This window comes from Pseudomonas sp. LG1D9 (assembly GCF_002949995.1).
Classification (GTDB): domain Bacteria; phylum Pseudomonadota; class Gammaproteobacteria; order Pseudomonadales; family Pseudomonadaceae; genus Aquipseudomonas; species Aquipseudomonas proteolytica.
Map to the genome: position 1 here is coordinate 5,258,850 of NZ_CP026881.1, position 19,575 is coordinate 5,278,424.

A 19,575-nucleotide genomic window follows, 5' to 3' on the forward strand; every position below is an offset into this window, starting at 1 on the left:
CCCTCCAGGCCTACCCCTCGCGTGGAGGCAGGGATCGCTGGCGGCCTGGTCAGGGATTTTGGTCCTCAGGGCCGTAGCCCTTTTGCCGAGCGTCAGGCGAGCCGCCCGCTGGTACGCGGCCACGATGCGTCGCTTACAGTGCCGCAAATCAGCGACCTGGACGTGCCGGGACCCATGCCGCCGATGGCCGTGCTGGTCACCAGATCGCTGCTGCCGGCGCCGAGCGCCGAGGGCGTGTATACCCACAACGGTCGCACTTATCTGGACCTGGAAACCGGCGAGACGGTACTGGTGGTGCGTGACCCGCACACCGGTGAGTGGCGCGAACGCGCGCCTCATCATCTGGCCGCCACGGGCGCGCCGGTGCAGCGGGTTGCGGGCAGTTCGTTGTGGGCCAGGCGCACCGCTGCGGCGCAGGCCCCGGTCTCGTTGCCGACAGCGGTCCCGGCCAGAGGGCGCTTGGACCCGGTGTGGGACCTGCAGCGGTATGACGTCAGCCAAGCGAGCAATGTGCCGCTGTTTCCGATGGCAGGAATGAAAGACTTTGTGGTCCAGGGCACGCGTTACTACGTGAGTGCGCAGTTCAACTTGAAGGCCTTCAGGATCAAGCAAAGCCATATCCAGCAGCGCGGGCCTAACGGCAACTTACGCCCCAGTGGCTCGTTTGCCGAGGACGGGATTATCCGGCTTTCAGGGCGCGAGCCCCTGACCTATCTGTATGTCGGGGGGGTTACCAGCCGTATCGAGCTCGATAACGTGCGCCAGAAATGGCGGCTGCTCGGCAATGGGGTCGAGGCGATTTACCTGGATACGGGCGGCCATTTGAGTTCGTGGGTGCCGCAGCTTCGATTGCGCGATATCGGCGATATTATTGCGGATGCGCGCAGGGTGTTGGGCTACACCGGCGTCAGCAGCGACATGAGCCAGGGAGTCATGTCGACCATGGACAAGAACACCTATGTCTATATGCAGCAATATGCCCGGCAACTGATCGGGTTCGACACGACGGCCATACGCCAGGCGCCGGTACGGGATCGGGATCGCATGATTGACGAGCATATCTGGCGCCATGGTTATCCCTATGACCGTTTGCGCCAGGCGATCAGTGCCCAGGCGGATGGTCGCGCCTTGCCGGTGGGCATCGCGCAGTTTGATCCGCTCCAGGGTATGGCAACCGTCAGCGCGCGTGAGGGCGGCAGCTTCAACGTTCAAAGCGTCAGCAGCAACGCCCAGCTTCACTACCCCAGGCGGCGCCGAAGTGATGAACAGCAAAGGTTGTTCGTGCTATGGGGTTCTATTGACAGCCACGCCACCAGTCAGCGTGGTGAGGCCAATGAGCGTATGTATCGTCAGATGTTGGTCGATGATGGCTACCAGATTATTCCTGGAGGCACCTATGGTATGGGGCTGCACGGCTTTGATTTGGTGTTCCGAGGGCCTACGGGTGCGGTTTATCTGCTGGAAATCAAACATATCCCACCGAGTAACACTCACCGTTTGTCCAGTGTCAGCATGGCGAAGGGGTTGGGGTACTGGCAGATGGAAGACCGCTGGGTGACTGCGGTATTGGCCCATCCCGACGCTGCGAATTCACTGGCCGGGGCTGCTGTGGGACAGGCGTTGAGCAGTGGACAGTTATTCAAGCTGATCGGCGCCACGGCACCCGATGGCATTCAGTATGTGTTCAAGATTGATATGAGCCCGGTGCGTTAGAGGGGAGGTGGTGGGGGGAGAGCCGTTGTGGCAAAGGCGGCTATGGAAAAGGGGCTTGCTGTGGCGAGGGGGCTTGTCCCCCGCTGGGCTGCGCAGCAGCCCCAAAACCTGCACCCTCGGTTGGTCTGACACGTTGCGGTGATCCTATTGGGGCTGCTGCGCAGCCCAGCGGGGCACAAGCCCCCTTGCCACATAAGCTCCACCTCGCCGCACGAGCCGCCGGTGTCAGGACAGGAAGCCGCCATCGACGTTCAGCGACACACCGGTGGTGTAGGTCGAGGCGTCGCTGGCCAGGTAGAGCACGGCGCCGGCCATTTCGCTTGGGTCGGCCACGCGCTTGAGTGGGATCTGTGCCAGGGCCATGTTGAGGATCGATTCGTTCTTGACCAGTGCCGAGGCAAATTTGGTGTCGGTCAGGCCCGGCAGCAGGGCGTTGCAGCGAATACCGAACTGCGCACATTCCTTGGCGAAGACCTTGGTCATATTGATCACGGCGGCCTTGGTCACCGAGTAGATACCCTGGAAATGCCCGGGGGAAATACCGTTGATTGAGGCCACGTTGATGATGCTGCCGCCCCCGTTTTCACGCATCAGCTTGCCGGCTTCCACCGACATGAAGAAATAACCACGGATGTTCACGTCGACGGTTTTCTGGAAGGCGCCCAGGTCGGTGTCCAGTACGTTGCAGAACTGCGGGTTGGTCGCGGCATTGTTGACCAGGATGTCCAAGCGCCCGAATTGCTCGCGGATGCCGGCAAACACCTGGGTGATCTGCTCCATCTCACCAATGTGGCAGGCAATGGCCGTAGCCTTGCCACCGGCGGCGATGATCGCGTCGGCCACGTGTTGGCAGCCATCGATCTTGCGGCTCGACACAATCACATGGGCGCCTTGCTGGGCCAGCAACTTGGCAATGGCCTCACCGATGCCACGGCTGGCGCCGGAGACAAACGCAATCTTGCCGTCGAGGTCGAACAGGTGGGTCTTGGACATGGTGGTTCCTTGTCGGTCAAAGCGTGGATTTGTGGATGACGTTCAGGCTCATCTGCTCCAGCAGCTTGTTCATCTGGATGAACTGCGCAAAGCGTTTGTCCTGGGTCTGGCCATGGAAGAAGCGGTAGTAGATCTGTTGCACGATGCCGGCCAGGCGAAACAGGCCGTAGGTGTAGTAGAAGTCGAAATTGTCGATCTGGATGCCGGCGCGCTCGGCGTAATAATCGACAAACTGGCGGCGGGTGAGCATGCCGGGCGCGTTGCTCGGCTGGCGGCGCATCAGTTGCACGGGCGCAGGGTCGGCGGCTTCGATCCAATAGGCGAGGCTGTTGCCCAGGTCCATCAGCGGATCACCGAGGGTGGTCAGTTCCCAGTCCAGCACGCCGATGATCTGCATCGGGTTGTTGGGGTCGAGGATCACGTTGTCGAAGCGATAGTCGTTGTGCACGATGCTGGAGGTCGGATGATCAGCCGGCATCTTGTCGTTGAGCCAGGCGCGCACGGCTTCCCATTTCGGGGCGTCGGGGGTCAGGGCTTTTTCGTAGCGATCGCTCCACCCGCTGATCTGGCGTGCCACATAACCTTCGGGTTTGCCCAGGTCGGCCAGGCCGCAGGCGTGATAGTCGACTTGGTGCAGTTCGACGAACTTGTCGATGAAGCTTTTACACAGGGCTTCGGTGCGCCCGGCGTCCAGACCCAGCTCCGGCGGCAGGTCCGAGCGCAGGATGATGCCCTTGACCCGCTCCATCACATAGAACTCGGCGCCGATCACCGATTCGTCGGTGCAGTGCAGGTAGGCCTTGGGGCAGTAGGGGAAACCGTCCTTGAGTTGGTTCAGGATGCGGAATTCGCGGCCCATGTCATGGGCGGACTTGGCCTTGTGGCCAAAGGGCGGGCGACGCAGGACGAACTCCTGGTCAGGGTACTCAAGCAAGTAGGTCAGGTTGGAGGCGCCCCCCGGAAACTGGCTGACTTTTGCGCTGCCGGTCAGGCCTGGGATATGGGCCTTGAGGTAGGGGTCGATGAGGCTGGCATCCAGTTCTTCGCCAGGGCGAATCTGGGTGGATTGGTCATTGAGCGCCATGCTTATCCCTTCTGCTTATTCTTGAGGCCTTGGACTATTGGCTAATCTAATGCGCACAGCCGACCCGCCACAAGGCTGGCACGGCTTAATAGGTTAGCGTGTTGGATGATAATCAGCGTGCCTGATCGGTCACTTTTCGGGCGCCGGCAAGGCGACTGGCGTGAGTACCGGGCGCCCGGCGAAGTACTCCACCAGATTGTCCGCCACCCGTTGCACGGTGTCATGGGCCGCTTCCGGCGACAGCCCGGCCACATGCGGGGTGAGGACTGTGTTGTTGAGGCGCTTGAGGCCGTCTGGCACGTTGGGCTCGTCATCGAACACATCCAGCGCCGCGCCGCCGATGCGTCGTTGTTCCAGGGCGTTGATGAGGTCGGCGGTGACAATCACGCTGCCGCGGGCAATGTTCACCAAAAAACCGTGGGGCCCGAGGGCGTCCAGCGCCTGACGGTCGATCAAGTGACGGGTGCCCGGCCCGCCGGGCGTGGCAATCACCAGAAAGTCCGAGTTGCGCGCCAGTTCTACCGGTGTGGCGCAGTAGGTGTAGTCCACATCGCTGCGGGGCTGGCGGCTGTGGTAACTGATCTGCATGTCAAAACCCAGCGCCGCGCGCTGGGCGATCGCCATGCCGACCGCGCCCAGGCCCAGGATCCCCAGTTGCTTGCCCGAAAGGGAGGGGCGCATGACCTTCGGCCATTCACTGCGCCGTACCGCTGCGTCGGCGCGGGGGATGTCACGTACCAGTGACAGCAGCAGCGCCATGGCGTGGTCCGCCACCGAAGGGGCGTTCACGCCGGCACCGTTGGTGACGACGATGCCCCGGTTGCTCGCAGCCTGCAGGTCGACCTGCTCATAGCCAGCGCCGATCACGCAAATGATTTCCAGCAGCGGCAGGGCGGCGATTTCCTCGGCATGCAACCCCAAAGGGCCACGGGTCAGCACGGCCTTGATCTGCGTGCCATGGGCCTTGATGGCCTGGGCGCGTTCGGCGGGCGTCGGCGCGAGGATCACATGAAAGTCATTGCTCTCGATGATGTGCAGGTATTCGTTGATGGTTTCAACCAGGACCAGAACAGTGGCGGACATGGGGCAGCTCTTGTTGTGGGGTTTGAGACCGGGATTATGCGGCATTTTTTAAGTACGAAATGCCAGCGGGTGGAAGATCTTTATTTGATGGGAGCTCTTGAGATGGGGGATGACAGCGCCTGAAGACGCTGTGCATCGATTCCGGTGCTACTGGGCTTGCCTCACCTTGTTCTGTTCCGCCTGGGCGATGTCCTTGAAATCATAGGTAGGGAAAAACTCGGTCCGGTAGGGGCCCCATGCGGTGTTTTCCAATGCCAGGTTGACCGCCGACAGGCGAGAGGCGGGCAGGCGCAGGACGATGACTTGTCCGATACCCATGGTGATGTTCCAACTGACGACCTCTACCCCCTCCGGTGGGAAGACTTTATAGAACTCCTGCTTGGCGAGTTGCGCTCTTAGTTCGCTTAATGGTCGCGATTGATCATGCTTTAGAAATACCGTCAGCATGATTGCATTGTCTTTTGTAGCAACAGGTGCGCTTGCGGCCGGGGTGGCTGTGGGTTGTGCATTGGCGCAGCCGATAAGTAGAGCACAAACCCCTACTGTGGATATTAAGAGTGACTTGAGTTGGGTTTTCATAAATGGGGTCTTTTTGTTGTTTTCGGAAGTTGTTGGAAAGTGCATTCAATGGGTGAAGAGTGTTCAGTGGGATGTGGTGGTTTTTATGGGGCCTTTGTAAGGCGCGTGAACCACATAGATGCGGACTTTCTCGTTGCTCTCGACCATGTCGCGCGGCACCTCCCGCGAATAGGTGAACTCTTCGTTATTCAGGGCCTCGAGTCGCCTGACCACTGTTCTGGTCGGGCCTTTGTCAGGGATCAGGATATGAGTCTTTTTGTCGCCCGTAACAAGGAAGTACCCGCCACCGCCATTATCATATTTTGACAACCCGGTGTCGGCGTAGAAGAACTCGTAGCGATTGCGCTCGGGGTCCCACATGGATATGCCTACTACGCCTGGGTACTTGTCCTTGACGTCAACCTGGGGGGTACCTTCTATATAAACTTTGGTGGTCAGCCACTGAGGGGACGAAGCGAATGCGCGGATATCGGCGATTGTCGGTTGCGCTTGGCTGGCGAGTGGGGTGAGCAGGGTCACAAGAAAAAGCCCGGTAAATATACAATTGTATTTTTTCATTGAATTATTCCTGTATGGAGTTGAGGGTGCTGCCGGCGATGCACTGCTTGGAAGCAGTAGTGGAGGAATATAGGTCTGCTGAGAATGTCTATCAATACTTAAGTATATGTTTGTAACAAATTCAGTGATGTTAAAAAGTTGATGTTTGGTTTGTTGCTTAGTTGTGTGTAGGAGATCTCCTAAAGTTAAGTTGTCGTTTCCTGGGATTTGGCTTTTTGATATGACTCATGTTTAAGCCGGGAAGTGCGCCGCGGGCTGACGCGCCGCGACGTCACTTGATGAGACTCAGCCTATTCTTGGAAAGGGAATCAGGGAGTTGCGTGGTTTGTGCGCCTGAAACTCGGCCCCATTGAAGCTGAAGGTGTTGGGGTCAGTTTGTGGGTGCTCAGGCTTGGGCTGTTGGTCGGGTTGGTGTAATGCGACGAATTGGCTGATGGTGTCCGTCAGCAGGCCAGCATCGAAGAAGAAGTTCTGATTGCTTGAAGCAATTGAAGTCATTTTGAGTTCTCCAATTAAGAGGGAAGGTTGTGGACGTGACACGCCTTTTATAGCGCGCAGCGTTGTGTGGTGGTGCTGGTGCACCGCGTTCCCGAAAGAACAAACCACGACATACAAATACGCATCGGGAGCAGTCTTCAGGCGGGCTGCATATGGGTGCTGGAGGGGCCGCCTCAGAGGCTGAAGTTGTCGGCGCGACTTTTTTGCAGGCTCTGCATTCGTCAGCTAAGTCTTTGCTTATGCAGGCGAATCCCGGACAATCGCGCCCCTGTTACGGTCGTGGCGCTGCCTGTCAGGTTTTTCTGACTCGTCGCGATCGTATGAAAGCGGAGAACCGAGCGGATGAATGATCAGGCCAATAGCGTCGATGAACGCTACGCAACGACACCTGTAAGCCTCACGGGCTGGAGCCGCCAGGACACGACCTGGATGCTTGGCCTGTTCGGCACGGCGATTGGCGCCGGTACTTTGTTTCTACCCATCAACGCTGGCCTGGGCGGCTTCTGGCCGTTGCTGATCCTCGCGCTGCTGGCGTTCCCGATGACCTACTACGCGCACCGTGGCCTGACGCGCTTTGTATTGTCGGGCCGTGCAGGCTCGGACATCACCGAGGTGGTTGAAGAACACTTCGGCATCAAGGCCGGGGCGTTGATCACCTTGCTGTACTTCTTCGCGATCTTCCCGATCCTGCTGATCTACAGCGTGGCGTTGACCAATACGGTTGGCAGCTTCATGTCGCACCAACTGCACATTGAGCCGCCGCCACGGGCGCTGTTGTCGTTTGTGCTGATCCTGGGCCTGCTGGGCGTGGTGCGTTGCGGCGAACAGGTGATCGTCAAGGCCATGAGCCTGATGGTGTATCCGTTTATTGTCGCCTTGCTGTTTCTGGCGGTGTACCTGGTGCCGCACTGGAACGGCGGCATCCTCAGCACCGCCAGCACTGTGCCGGCACCGTCGGCGCTGCTGCATACGATGTGGCTGGCGATTCCGGTGATGGTGTTCTCGTTCAACCACTCGCCGATCATCTCGGCCTTCGCCGTTGACCAGAAACGCCAGTACGGCGCCCACGCCGAAGAGCGCAGCTCGCAGATCCTGTCCCGCGCCCACCTGTTGATGGTGGCGATGGTGATGTTCTTCGTATTCAGCTGCGTGCTGACCTTGTCGCCAGGCCAACTGGCCGAAGCCAAGGCGCAGAACCTGTCGATCCTGTCCTACCTGGCCAACCACTTCGATAACCCGACCATCGCCTTTGCGGCGCCATTGATTGCGTTCGTGGCAATTGCCAAGTCGTTCCTGGGCCACTACATCGGCGCCAGCGAAGGCCTCAAGGGCCTGATCGTCAAGAGCGGCCGCCGCCCGGGTGCCAAGGCCCTGGACCGCATGACTGCGGGCTTCATGCTGGTGGTGTGCTGGATCGTGGCCACCCTGAACCCAAGCATCCTGGGAATGATTGAGGCCCTGGGTGGGCCGATCATCGCCTCGATCCTGTTCCTGATGCCGATGTACGCGATTCGCAAGGTACCAGCCATGGCCAAATACCGTGGGCAGGCGTCCAATGTGTTTGTTACGGCGGTAGGTCTGGTGGCGATCACAGCGGTGGTGTACTCCCTGTTGGCCTAAGGCCCAAGGCTGTACAGCGCTAAAAGGTAGTTTTGTGTGGGAGCGGGCTTGCCCGCGATAGCAGTGGGTCAGTTAGACGTATAGGTGATTGACCCACCGCTATCGCAGGCAAGCCAGCTCCCACATTCGTTTTGTGGCATGTCCAAAATTCCCTGCCTCGCCGCGATCCCCAGCGGTGGGTCAGTTAGACGCATAGGTGATTGACCCACCGCTATCGCAGGCAAGCCAGCTCCCACATTTGTTTTGTGGCATGTCCAAAATTCCCAGCCTCGCCGCGATCCCCTGTGGGAGCGGGCTTGCCCGCGATGAGGCCACAACAGCCCCACATTTCTCCAGGCATAAAAAAACGCCGCGTACCTTGCGATACGCGGCGTTTTTTGTGTCAGCAGACCTTAGGCTTGAACCACCGGAATGTTGGCACTTGCAGCGATTTTACGGAACTCGGCGATCTGGTCGAAGTTCAGGTAGCGGTAGACATCACTGGCCATGGTGTCCAGTTTGGCCGCGTAGCCCATGTACTCTTCGACGGTCGGCAGGCGACCCAGCGTGGAAGCGACTGCCGCCAGCTCAGCCGAGGCCAGGTAGACGTTCGCGCCATCACCCAGACGGTTCGGGAAGTTACGGGTCGAAGTCGACACTACGGTGGAGTTCGGCTCTACACGTGCCTGGTTACCCATGCACAGCGAGCAGCCCGGCATTTCCATGCGCGCGCCAGCCTTGCCGTAGATGCCGTAGTAGCCTTCTTCGGTCAGTTGGTGAGCGTCCATCTTGGTCGGCGGCGACAGCCACAGACGGGTTGGCAGTTGGCCCTTGACCTGCTCCAGCAACTTGCCGGCAGCGCGGAAGTGACCGATGTTGGTCATGCACGAACCGATGAACACTTCGTCGATCTTCTCGCCAGCAACGCTGGACAGCAGACGGGCGTCATCCGGGTCGTTCGGCGCGCAGAGGATTGGCTCGTTGATTTCGGCCAGGTCGATCTCGATGACTTCGGCGTATTCGGCGTCGGCATCGGCTTCCATCAGCTCAGGGTTGGCAACCCAGGCTTCCATCGCTTGGGCACGACGTTCCAGGGTACGCGCATCACCGTAGCCTTCACCGATCATCCAGCGCAGCAGGGTGATGTTGGAGTTCAGGTACTCGGTGACGGAGTCTTTCGACAGCTTAATGGTGCAACCGGCAGCCGAACGTTCGGCCGAGGCGTCGGACAGCTCGAAAGCCTGCTCCAGCGTCAGGTCGTTCAGGCCTTCGATTTCCAGGATGCGACCAGAGAAGGCGTTTTTCTTGCCTTTTTTCTCAACGGTCAGCAGGCCGGACTGGATCGCGTAGTAAGGAATGGCATGAACCAGGTCACGCAGGGTGATGCCAGGTTTCATTTTGCCTTTGAAGCGCACCAGGATCGATTCCGGCATGTCCAGTGGCATTACGCCAGTGGCTGCGGCGAACGCGACCAGGCCAGAACCGGCCGGGAACGAGATGCCCATCGGGAAACGGGTGTGGGAGTCACCACCGGTACCTACGGTGTCCGGCAGCAGCATGCGGTTCAGCCAGCTGTGGATGATGCCGTCGCCTGGACGCAGCGATACACCGCCACGGGTCATGATGAAGTCAGGCAGGGTGTGGTGGGTGGTCACGTCGATCGGCTTTGGATAGGCCGCGGTGTGGCAGAAGGACTGCATCACCAGATCGGTGGAGAAGCCCAGGCACGCCAGGTCTTTGAGTTCGTCACGGGTCATAGGACCGGTGGTGTCCTGGGAACCGACGGTGGTCATCTTCGGTTCGCAGTACGTACCTGGACGAACGCCTTTGCCTTCTGGCAGGCCACAGGCCTTGCCGACCATCTTCTGGGCCAGGGTGAAACCCTTGCCAGTGTCGACAGGTGCTTCAGGCAGCTTGAACAGGTCGGTAGGGCCCAGGCCCAGCTCGGCGCGGGCCTTGTCGGTCAGGCCACGGCCGATGATCAGTGGGATACGGCCGCCGGCACGTACTTCGTCCAACAGGACCGGGGTCTTCATTTCGAAGGTGGTCAGGACTTCATCGGTGCCGTGTTTGCAGACTTTGCCAGCATGCGGGTACAGGTCGATCACGTCGCCCATGTGCATGTTGGTAACGTCGAATTCGATTGGCAGTGCGCCGGCATCTTCCATGGTGTTGTAGAAGATTGGAGCGATCTTGCTGCCGAAGCAGAAACCGCCAGCGCGCTTGTTCGGCACGTAGGGAACGTCGTCGCCGAAGAACCACAGTACCGAGTTGGTTGCCGACTTACGGGACGAACCGGTACCGACCACGTCACCGACGTAGGCGATCGGGAAGCCCTGGCCGCGCATTTCTTCGATCTGCTTCATCGGGCCGGTCTTGCCTTGCTCGTCCGGCACGATGCCTTCACGGGCCATTTTCAGCATGGCCAGGGCGTGCAGCGGGATGTCAGGACGGGACCAGGCATCGGGAGCAGGGGACAGGTCGTCGGTGTTGGTTTCGCCGGTGACCTTGAATACGCGCAGGCTGATCTTGTCGGCCAGGGTCGGGCGGTTCTTGAACCACTCGCCGTCGGCCCAGGACTGGATCACTTCCTTGGCGTGCTGGTTGCCGTTCTTGGCTTTTTCCGCGACGTCGTGGAAAGCATCGAACATCAGCAGGGTGTGCTTGAGCTGGGCAGCTGCAACGGCGGCCAGTTCGGCGTCGTCCAACAGCTCGACCAGGGTCACGATGTTGTAGCCGCCTTGCATGGTGCCGAGCAGTTCAACAGCGCGCTTTTTGTCGATCAGGGGAGAAGAAACTTCGCCCTTGGCCAGGGCAGACAGGAAACCGGCCTTGACGTAGGCAGCTTCGTCAACGCCTGGTGGAATGCGGTTGGTGATCAGGTCAACGAGGAACTCTTCTTCGCCAGCCGGGGGATTTTTCAGCAGCTCGACCAGGCCTGCGGTTTGTTCGGCGTTTAGCGGCTGGGGAACGATACCCAGGGCTGCACGCTCTTCGATATGTTTGCGGTAGGCTTCAAGCACAGTTATTACCCTCATCAGTGGTCCCACGGGACGCTCATCCAGACATGCACGGCACGCATGCGCTCGAGGGCTTTTTGGGCCGTAGAGCCAGCGCTGCCGGCATTTCTCACAGAAGCTGCTTTCAAAGTTTTACGCCTGCAGAACGGAGCTGATGAGGGTTGGTGCTGGTTATTTAAAGGTTAAACAACCAGCGCCAACACCGTTCTGAAGGAACGACTGTGCTCGTGACGCTTTGAAAACAGCTTCCAACGGATTATTTGGCGCCTTACAAGGCCGGATGATTCTACGGCAAAAATTTTCTAAAGGTAAGTTGCCGCAGCAAGTTTGCAGGGTGATGAACCTTAGACAAAGGGCTAACATGGGCCACTGTTTCGCTGATTTGTGCGCTGCCACCCATGTCCAACCAAACCATCAAGACCCCTTGCATCGGCCTGTGCTCCACGGTTTACGGCGATCTCGTGTGCCGGGGCTGCAAGCGTTTCCACCACGAAGTGATCCAGTGGAACGGCTACGGCGAGGAAGAAAAACGTGCCGTATGGCTGCGGCTTGAGCAACTGCTGGTGCAGGTGATGGCGGGCAAACTGGAGGTTTTCGATCCCAAGCAGCTGCGTTGGCAGTTGGAGCAGCGCAAAATCCGCTTTGTGCCGCACCAATCCGAATACTGCTGGGCTTACCAGTTGATCGCCCGGGGCGCGCGGGTGATCAACAACCTGGAAGCCTATGGGATGGTGCTGATGCCGGAGTTTCGCGACTGGAACCTGCCGGAACTGCGCGATGCCATTGATCGGGAATTTTTTATCTTGTCCGAGGCGCATTACCAGCGCTACATCGCCCCTGGGTTCCTCAAGGATGCGCTTTCTGGCTGACGACACCGATCAAAATGTGGGAGCGGGCTTGCCCGCGATGGCGCCCGTTCAGGCAGAGATGTATCAACTGACTGCCATCGCAGCATAGGTATCTACACAACTTTCAGAAACTGACGAACTCCCCCGTGGCGAGCGGGCTTGTCGGAACGCCGCATCGCCCGCGCTGGGCTGCGAAGCAGCCCCAAAACCAGCCGCTGCGGTGTATCTGGTACAACGCATTCGGCTTATTGGGGCTGCTTCGCAGCCCAGCGCGGGACAAGCCCGCTCGCCACAACTGCGCTATCTGCCTGGATTTAGGTGTTGCGGCAAAGTTGTGTAGATACCGATGGCCATCGCAGGCAAACCAGCTCCAATTGATTTTCATTGGCCGCGGGATGGGTATCAGCGCTTGTTGGCCGGTTTCTCCAGGTGATCGATGATGCTCTGGGGGTTGAGTACCAGCACATCGCTCTCCAGCGCATCCAGCACCACTTCCGCCGTGTTGCCGATCAGCGCCCCGGAAATCCCGGTACGCGCCACGGTGCCAATGATTGTGACCGCCGCGCGCAATTTATGGGCGGCATGGGGAATCAGTACATCGGCCGGGCCTTCTTCGATATGCATGTGGCTGTCGTCGATGTCGAATTTGGCCTGGAACGCCTTGCACTGCTCGCGATAGCGGGCTTCGATGGTTTCTTTGAGTTGGAACACCGGATCAGCGGCCGACAGCATGGGCGACGGATGGGCGCTGATCACATGCAATTGGCCCTTGGCCAGGCTGGCAATGTCAAAACCATGACCGACAATGGCGGCGTGCAGGGCGTTATGCTCGTTGTCTTCGTTGCCCACGTCGACGGCCGCCAGGATCACCCCGTCGGTCCACGGGGTCGCGGTCTTGACCAACAGCACTGCCGCCGGGCACAAGCGCAGCAGCTTCCAGTCATCCGGCGTCAGCAGGGCCCTTTTCAACGGGCTGTCGGGGTAGTGCTGCTTGATCACCAGTGCACACCCTTCGGCTTGCTGCACGGCGATGATGGTTTCGTGCCGATTGTTGTTCCAGGCCTGCTCGGTGCTGACGCTGTAGCCGTCTGCCAACAGTTGTTCCTTCAGCAGGCTCAACAATGCCGAATGCTCATGTTTTTTATCGCATACCAGCAAATGCAGGTGTGCGCCGGTCGCCTTGGCGATCAGCTTGGCGCGCTTGAGGGCCAGGCTCTCCGAGTGTTCGGGCTCGATGATCACGAGGATTTTGCCAATTTCGTTCATGAGCGGAATCTCCAAGGGGGAAAAGGGCAGGACTTGGAACAACTATAGTTGTTGCCCGCCGTAGGGCATGTTGATGCACATCAAGGCCCGTGACTGGTGGTCTGCAGCGGGGTCGGTATAATCGGCGGCCTTTTGTGATCCTTTGCCCGTGAGCCCGATGAACCTGCCCGAAATCCATGAATTCCTCGGTTGCCGCACCCCCGATGCCTGGGTCCAGGCCGCACTGGCCGACCAGGAAACCCTGCTGATCGACCACAAGAACTGCGAGTTCAAGGCCGCCAGCACCGCCCTGAGCCTGATTGCCAAGTACCACTCCCATGTCGACCTGATCAACATGATGTCGCGCCTGGCCCGCGAAGAACTGGTGCACCATGAGCAAGTCATGCGCCTGATGAAAAAGCGCAAGATCGAGCTGCGCCAGTTGCATGCCAGCCGCTATGCCTCGGGTCTACGCAAGGTGGTGCGCAGTCACGAACCGGTCAAGCTGGTGGACACCCTGGTGGTGGGCGCTTTTATCGAAGCGCGCAGTTGCGAGCGTTTCGAAGCACTGGTGCCACATTTGGACGAAGAACTCGGCAAGTTCTACTTTGGCCTGCTGAAAAGCGAGGCGCGGCATTTTCAGGGTTATCTGAAGCTGGCCTATCAGTATGGTGATGCCAAGGACGTTGCCCAGGTAATCGAGCGGGTCCGCGCCGCCGAGCAGGAGTTGATCGAATCGCCGGACGTCGAGTTCCGTTTCCACAGCGGCGTACCGGCCTGATCGTGAAAGACTGCGGGCTATTTGTAAAAAACTCTTAAAAACATGAAGTTTGCGTCGAAGCCCCGCTGTAAGGGGCTCTGCATGCGCTTGTGGAGTGCGGTTGCCCACTATAATGCGCGCACTTCAATCGGCGCGCGCAGTGGAAACTTATGGAAAACTTGGGTCTGGGCAAGGTCTTGCTCGTTGAGGACGATGAGAAGCTGGCAGGGCTGATCGAGCATTTCCTGGCACAGCATGGCTTTGACGTGCGCGTGGTGCACCGGGGCGATGAAGCCTTGGCGGCGTTCCTGGCCTTCAAGCCGAAGATCGTCGTGCTCGACCTGATGCTGCCGGGCCAGAGTGGCCTGCATGTGTGCCGCGAGATCCGCAATGTGTCCGACACACCCATCGTGATCCTCACCGCCAAGGAGGATGACCTGGACCATATCCTCGGCCTGGAATCCGGCGCCGATGACTACGTGATCAAACCGATCAAGCCGCCGGTACTGCTGGCACGCCTCCGCGCCTTGCAGCGCCGTCATCTGCCGGAGCCGACGGTGCGCGGCTCGCTGGCGTTCGGCCAACTGGCGATTGACCGCAGTTGCCGGGGCGTGAGCCTGGGTGATGAGAAGATCGACCTGACCACCATGGAGTTCGAGCTGCTGTGGTTGCTGGCCAGCAGCGCGGGGAAGATCCTCTCGCGCGACGATATCCTTAACCGTATGCGCGGGATTGCCTTTGATGGGCTCAACCGCAGTGTCGATGTGTATATCAGCAAGCTGCGCAGCAAACTCAACGACAACCCCCGAGAACCCGTGTGCATCAAGACCATCTGGGGCAAGGGCTACCTGTTCAATCCGTTTGCCTGGGAGGTCTAGCCAGATGCTGCGCCTGTTTCTGCGCCTGTACATCATCCTGGCCCTGGGGTTGGCGGGGGCGATCTGGCTGGTGAACTACACCTTCGACGAATTGCTGCCCGAAGCCAACGAAACCTACAACCGTGAAGCCATGCGCGGCCCGGCCTACGGCCTGGTGGAGCAGTTGCGTCCGTTGCCGCCCGGGCCGGCCCGCGAGGCGCGGCTGGCCGAGCTGCAAGAGCACTATGGCTTGCGCCTGGGGTTTATTGACCGCGACGCAGCCGGCCTTGACCCCCGCGAGCAACAGTTGCTGGCTGATGGCAAGTTGGTGGTGCGCGGCGATTTCATGGAGTTCATCACTGAAATCGACGGCGGCGCGCAGTTGCTTGAGGTCAAGCTGCCGGTGGAACCACGCTGGCTGTATCTGTGGGCCTACAGCTTGTTGGGCTTGTGCCTGGCCATCGTCCTGTATTTCTGGGTGCGCCCGCACTGGCGTGACCTTGAGCACATCCGCCTGGCGGCCCAGCGTTTTGGTGACAATGACCTGGGCTCGCGCATCCTGTTGCCGCGTCGCTCCACCGTGCGTGAGTTGGCCGGGCACTTCAACCAGATGGCCGAGCGCATCGAGCACTTGATCGCCAACCAGCGTGAGCTGACCAACGCGGTGTCCCATGAATTGCGCACACCGATTGCGCGCTTGTCGTTTGAGCTCGATCAACTCAAGCAGGAAGCGGACCCGCGCCAGAGCCGCGCGCTGATTGGCGACATGTACGCCGACCTTGGCGAGCTGGAAGACATGGTTTCCGAGCTGTTGACCTACGCCAGCCTGGAGCGTGGCGCCACCCAAGTCACCCGCGAGAACATCGAGGCCCAAAGCTGGCTCGACAGTGTGATCGGCAGCGTCGCCCTGGAAGCGGAAGCGGAAGGCGTGCAGTTGTCACTGCGCACCTGTGAAGTGGAGTTCATCCAGATCGAGCCACGGTTTATGGCGCGCGCCGTGATTAACCTGCTGCGCAATGCCATTCGTTACGCCGAGCATCGGGTGGAGGTGTCGTTGGTCAAATTCGGCAGTGGCTATGAGGTACGCGTCTGCGATGACGGCCCCGGCGTACCCGAGGACGGCCGCGAGAGAATCTTCCAGCCGTTTACGCGCCTGGACGCCAGCCGCGACCGCCGCACCGGCGGCTTTGGCCTGGGCCTGGCGTTGGTCCAGCGGGTCAGCCAGTGGCATGGCGGGCAGGTGCAGGTGCTGGACTCGCAGTGGGGCGGGGCGTCGTTTCGCATGACTTGGGCCTACGCCGATCTGTAGATGCCGACCGGCCGATTGTGGCAAACGGGCTGTTGTGGCGAGCGGGCTGTTGTGGCGAGCGGGCTTGCCCCGCGCTGGGCTGCGAAGCAGCCCCAATAAGTCCGCCGCGTTTCTTCAGATATACGGCGGTGGCTGGGTTTGGGGCTGCTCCGCAGCCCAGCGCGGGGCAAGCCCGCTCGCCACAACTGCGCACTCTCCCCAGCCATCCGCTCCTTCAAAAGGTGTAGTTCAGCACGCCCATCACCGAAGTCTGCATCCTGCGCTCCACAATCGGGCTTTTACCCGCGTCACCCGACAAGTACTGCACATCCAGCAAGGTCGAGAATGTGGTGTGCTCGCCAAGGGGCACGCTCCAATCGAGGTTCAGCCCCCGGCTGACCATCCCGCCCTTGGCGTCATACGCGCGAAAGCGGCTGCGCTGGGCTTGGCCGCTGGTCACGCCATACCACGTCTGTACATAGTTGCTATCGCCAAGGCGGCTGTTGAGGCTGGCGTCCACGGTGCCGTAGTCGCCGTCATACAGGTTGGTGCCGATGCTCAACTCCAATGAGGTGAAGGCCTTGCCGCTGTCTTTTTTATCGTCTTGCGCCAAGGCATGTTCCAGGGTCGCGCCCAGGATCGCGCTGCCCAGGGTATAGCTGGCACTCACCCCAAACTGTGGCCGCGACTTGATGTCGCCCATGCCCTTGAGCCGGTCGGAACCCAGGTGGGTACTTTTCTTCTGGTCCTTGCGCGCGGTGCTGGCGCCGACATAGGCGCTGAAGCTCAACTGGTCATCTTCATAACCCCAGCCCAACCCCTTGTTGGTATCGAGAAAAATCCCCCATGGGCTGACGACGTTTACGCCCAGCAGGGGCGCAGTCATCCGTTCATTGCTGCCGCTGTAGCGCGGCAGGTTGGCCGCCCCGGCTTGCAGGCTGTATTGCCAGTCGGTGGCGACTGACAGTTGGGTGCAGGTGAGCAGGCACACAGAGGTGGCAGCGAGGTAGATCGTTCTTGAACGCATGATGGCCTTCGTCGTTCCATGGGAGGCTCGAATCCTAGGGACGGCGTGGGCAGGGGTCTTTGACAGCTTTGTCGGGAAACTGTCAAAGACTGTTAAGCCGGGGCTGCCTGCCCAGCGCCCAAACGCCGCACCGCCCCCAGACTTGATTTCAATCAAGGGCTCACTGGCCACCTGCCACCTACCATCGGCTGCATATTCCGGCCGTTGAAGTCAGTGAGCCCATGAACCGCACCAAGCCCTCGACCCTCGCTACCTTGGCGGCAAGCCCCGTCACCTGGTTGGTTGTCCTGGTTTTACTGTTCAGCCTGGCCGGCCCGGCCCAGGCCAAGTCCTACGGCGCGATTGAACAGCAGCGCATCGACAAGATCTTCCCCCAGGCAGACGCCATTTCCGCCCCTGAAGGCAAGTTCAAGGTGCGCACGCTGTCGGCCAAAGGCGCAGTGATCGGCTACGTGTTCCAGAGCCTGGACGTGGTGGATATCCCGGCGTACTCCGGCAAACCGATCAACACCCAAGTGATCCTCGACCCGGCCGGGGTGATCCGTGATGCCTATGTGCTGGAGCACCACGAGCCGATCCTGCTGATCGGCATTCCCGAGGCCAAGTTGCATGACTTCACGGCGCGCTACAGTGGGATCAACGTCAGGCAGCGGGTGGTGGTGGGGCACTCCAGCGACAGCCAGGCGGTGACCGTGGATGCGGTGGCCGGTGCCACCGTTACGGCCATGGTGGTCAATGAAGTGATCATGCGTGCCGCCCATGAAGTGGCGGTGTCGCTCAAATTGATCGAGGACAAGGCCAGCACCGCGCAGAAAGTCGCGCTGGTGCGCCCTGATCTGTTCGAGCCCGCCAACTGGGCGCAATTGACCGGTAATGGCGCAGTGCGTCGCCTGCACCTGACACGCGGCCAGGTGGACGCTGCCTTCAAGGGCACCGAGGCCGAAGGTGTGGAAGTGGCGGGGCCGGGGCAGGCCGACGAGACGTTTATCGACTTGTATGTGGCGGACCTCAACGCGCCGACCATCGGCCGCAACCTGTTGGGTGAGGCGCAGTACCGGGTGCTGATGCAGGGCCTCAAGCCTGGCGAACAGGCCATTGCGGTGCTGGGTCGCGGGGTTTTTTCGTTCAAGGGCTCGGGCTACGTGCGCGGCGGGATTTTTGATCGGGTGCAGTTGCGCCAGTTCGGCAACGTCATCAGCTTTCGCGATATGGACCACCAGCGCCTGTATGACGTATTCGCCGAGGGCATGCCCGAGTTCGAGGAAATGTCAGTGTTTATCGTGCGCCCCCAGGCCGCGTTCGACCCAGGCTCAGCGTGGACCCTGGAGTTGCTGGTGCGGCGCCAGACCGGCCCGGTCAGCGGCACCTTCACCAGCTTTGAACTGCCTTACCAGATGCCCGAGGCCTACCTGGAACGGCCCCTGCCGACCGCCGCGGAACAGGCCGCCATCGACGAAGCCAACCGGCCGATGTGGCTGACGATCTGGTACCAGAAACAGGTGCAGGTCCTGGTGCTGGGCGCCGCCCTGGTGCTGTTGACGGTGATTCTGTTTTTGCAGGACAGCCTGGCCCGGCGCCCGCGTCTGCTGCACTGGGTGCGTCGCGGTTACCTGCTGTTTACCGTGGTGTTTATCGGCTGGTACGCCCTGGGCCAGTTGTCGGTGGTCAATGTGCTGACCTTCGTGCATGCGCTGTTCCAGCAGTTCCGCTGGGAGCTGTTCCTCACCGACCCGCTGATCTTCATGCTCTGGGTATTCACCGCCGCCAGCATCCTGTTGTGGGGGCGTGGAGTGTTCTGTGGTTGGTTGTGCCCGTTCGGGGCGTTGCAGGAGTTGATCAACGAGGCGGCGCGCAAGCTCAAGGTGCGCCAGTTCGAACTGCCGTTTGCCGTGCATGAGCGGCTGTGGGCGATCAAGTACCTGATCCTGCTGGGGCTGTTTGGCCTGTCCCTGGAGTCGATGGCCACTGCCGAACGGTTTGCCGAAGTGGAACCGTTCAAGACCGCCATCACCCTGCATTTCGACCGCCAGTGGTGGTTCGTCGCCTATGCCTTGGTGCTGCTGGTGATCAACATTTTCACGCGCAAGGTCTATTGCCGCTATCTCTGCCCGCTGGGCGCGGCGCTGGCAATCCCGAGCAAGTTCCGCCTGTTCGACTGGCTCAAGCGGCGCAAGGAATGTGGCGATCCGTGCCAGTTGTGCGCCAAGGAATGCGAGATCCAGGCGATCCACCCCGATGGCCATATCAACGCCAATGAATGCCACTACTGCCTCGATTGCCAGATGACCTGGCACAACGACCACAAATGCCCGCCACTGATCAACAAACGCAAGAAACGCAACAAGGCCGCACCCACCCCTGGGCAATTGATCCCGGTGGTGCAGGTGGCGGTGCCTGAATGACGGCCTTGGGCACCCACTTTT

The 19,575-nt window shown here is 60.1% G+C and carries 16 protein-coding genes; 7 read left to right on the forward strand and 9 right to left on the reverse strand.

Going from position 1 to position 19,575, the window contains the following annotated elements; genetic code table 11:
- The first annotated feature begins 21 nt into the window (after positions 1 to 21).
- Positions 22 to 1,713 (forward strand): hypothetical protein, encoded by a 1,692-nt coding sequence (locus tag C5F71_RS24315; protein ID WP_256588002.1) that lies wholly within the window; start codon positions 22 to 24, stop codon positions 1,711 to 1,713.
- Between the two features lie 225 nt (positions 1,714 to 1,938).
- Here C5F71_RS24315 and C5F71_RS24320 read toward each other — a convergent pair whose 3' ends face one another.
- The 6 genes from C5F71_RS24320 to C5F71_RS24345 form a co-directional block, all read right to left on the reverse strand.
- A complete protein-coding gene (locus C5F71_RS24320; RefSeq protein ID WP_104912158.1) occupies positions 1,939 to 2,706 on the reverse strand; it encodes an SDR family oxidoreductase in 768 nt (255 codons plus the stop codon).
- Positions 2,707 to 2,722: 16 nt separating this feature from the next.
- Entirely contained in the window at positions 2,723 to 3,790 is a 1,068-nt protein-coding gene (locus C5F71_RS24325) for a phosphotransferase family protein (RefSeq protein ID WP_029294820.1), read from the reverse strand.
- A 129-nt stretch (positions 3,791 to 3,919) separates the two neighbouring features.
- Positions 3,920 to 4,873, reverse strand: coding sequence for a 2-hydroxyacid dehydrogenase (locus C5F71_RS24330; RefSeq protein WP_029294822.1), 954 nt, complete (start codon positions 4,871 to 4,873; stop codon positions 3,920 to 3,922).
- Positions 4,874 to 5,020: 147 nt separating this feature from the next.
- Positions 5,021 to 5,452, reverse strand: coding sequence for a hypothetical protein (locus C5F71_RS24335; RefSeq protein WP_104912159.1), 432 nt, complete (start codon positions 5,450 to 5,452; stop codon positions 5,021 to 5,023).
- A gap of 63 nt (positions 5,453 to 5,515) precedes the next feature.
- Entirely contained in the window at positions 5,516 to 6,010 is a 495-nt protein-coding gene (locus tag C5F71_RS24340; RefSeq protein ID WP_104912160.1) for a DUF4822 domain-containing protein, read from the reverse strand.
- A 285-nt stretch (positions 6,011 to 6,295) separates the two neighbouring features.
- Positions 6,296 to 6,508 carry a hypothetical protein gene (locus C5F71_RS24345; protein ID WP_092235817.1) on the reverse strand — a complete coding sequence of 71 codons (213 nt, stop codon included), beginning with the start codon at positions 6,506 to 6,508 and terminating at the stop codon, positions 6,296 to 6,298.
- A gap of 342 nt (positions 6,509 to 6,850) precedes the next feature.
- On the opposite strand from C5F71_RS24345, the gene C5F71_RS24350 reads away from it, so the two are divergent.
- Positions 6,851 to 8,128 carry an HAAAP family serine/threonine permease gene (locus C5F71_RS24350; protein WP_070995931.1) on the forward strand — a complete coding sequence of 426 codons (1,278 nt, stop codon included), beginning with the start codon at positions 6,851 to 6,853 and terminating at the stop codon, positions 8,126 to 8,128.
- Positions 8,129 to 8,520: 392 nt separating this feature from the next.
- Here the strand turns inward: C5F71_RS24350 and acnB are convergent, their stop codons facing one another.
- A complete protein-coding gene (acnB, locus tag C5F71_RS24355) occupies positions 8,521 to 11,130 on the reverse strand; it encodes a bifunctional aconitate hydratase 2/2-methylisocitrate dehydratase (RefSeq protein WP_029294832.1) in 2,610 nt (869 codons plus the stop codon).
- A 395-nt stretch (positions 11,131 to 11,525) separates the two neighbouring features.
- Here acnB and C5F71_RS24360 point away from each other — a divergent pair, with 395 nt between their 5' ends.
- Positions 11,526 to 11,996 carry a DUF1289 domain-containing protein gene (locus tag C5F71_RS24360; protein WP_029294834.1) on the forward strand — a complete coding sequence of 157 codons (471 nt, stop codon included), beginning with the start codon at positions 11,526 to 11,528 and terminating at the stop codon, positions 11,994 to 11,996.
- Positions 11,997 to 12,377: 381 nt separating this feature from the next.
- Here C5F71_RS24360 and C5F71_RS24365 read toward each other — a convergent pair whose 3' ends face one another.
- On the reverse strand, positions 12,378 to 13,241 hold the full coding sequence (locus tag C5F71_RS24365; RefSeq protein ID WP_104912161.1) for a universal stress protein: 864 nt from the start codon (positions 13,239 to 13,241) through the stop codon (positions 12,378 to 12,380).
- A 157-nt stretch (positions 13,242 to 13,398) separates the two neighbouring features.
- Here C5F71_RS24365 and C5F71_RS24370 point away from each other — a divergent pair, with 157 nt between their 5' ends.
- From C5F71_RS24370 to C5F71_RS24380, 3 genes are all read left to right on the forward strand, one after another.
- On the forward strand, positions 13,399 to 14,001 hold the full coding sequence (locus C5F71_RS24370; RefSeq protein WP_029294839.1) for a tRNA-(ms[2]io[6]A)-hydroxylase: 603 nt from the start codon (positions 13,399 to 13,401) through the stop codon (positions 13,999 to 14,001).
- A 149-nt stretch (positions 14,002 to 14,150) separates the two neighbouring features.
- On the forward strand, positions 14,151 to 14,858 hold the full coding sequence (locus tag C5F71_RS24375; protein ID WP_029294841.1) for a winged helix-turn-helix domain-containing protein: 708 nt from the start codon (positions 14,151 to 14,153) through the stop codon (positions 14,856 to 14,858).
- A 4-nt stretch (positions 14,859 to 14,862) separates the two neighbouring features.
- The gene (locus C5F71_RS24380) at positions 14,863 to 16,146 is read left to right on the forward strand and encodes an ATP-binding protein (protein ID WP_104912162.1); all 1,284 of its coding nucleotides are present in this window, start codon (positions 14,863 to 14,865) and stop codon (positions 16,144 to 16,146) included.
- Positions 16,147 to 16,360: 214 nt separating this feature from the next.
- Here C5F71_RS24380 and C5F71_RS24390 read toward each other — a convergent pair whose 3' ends face one another.
- Positions 16,361 to 17,152 (reverse strand): MipA/OmpV family protein, encoded by a 792-nt coding sequence (locus tag C5F71_RS24390; protein WP_104912164.1) that lies wholly within the window; start codon positions 17,150 to 17,152, stop codon positions 16,361 to 16,363.
- Between the two features lie 221 nt (positions 17,153 to 17,373).
- Here C5F71_RS24390 and nosR point away from each other — a divergent pair, with 221 nt between their 5' ends.
- Positions 17,374 to 19,554: a transcriptional regulator NosR gene (gene nosR, locus C5F71_RS24395; RefSeq protein WP_104912165.1), complete on the forward strand. Its 2,181-nt coding sequence runs from the start codon at positions 17,374 to 17,376 to the stop codon at positions 19,552 to 19,554.
- The last annotated feature ends 21 nt before the right edge of the window (positions 19,555 to 19,575 follow it).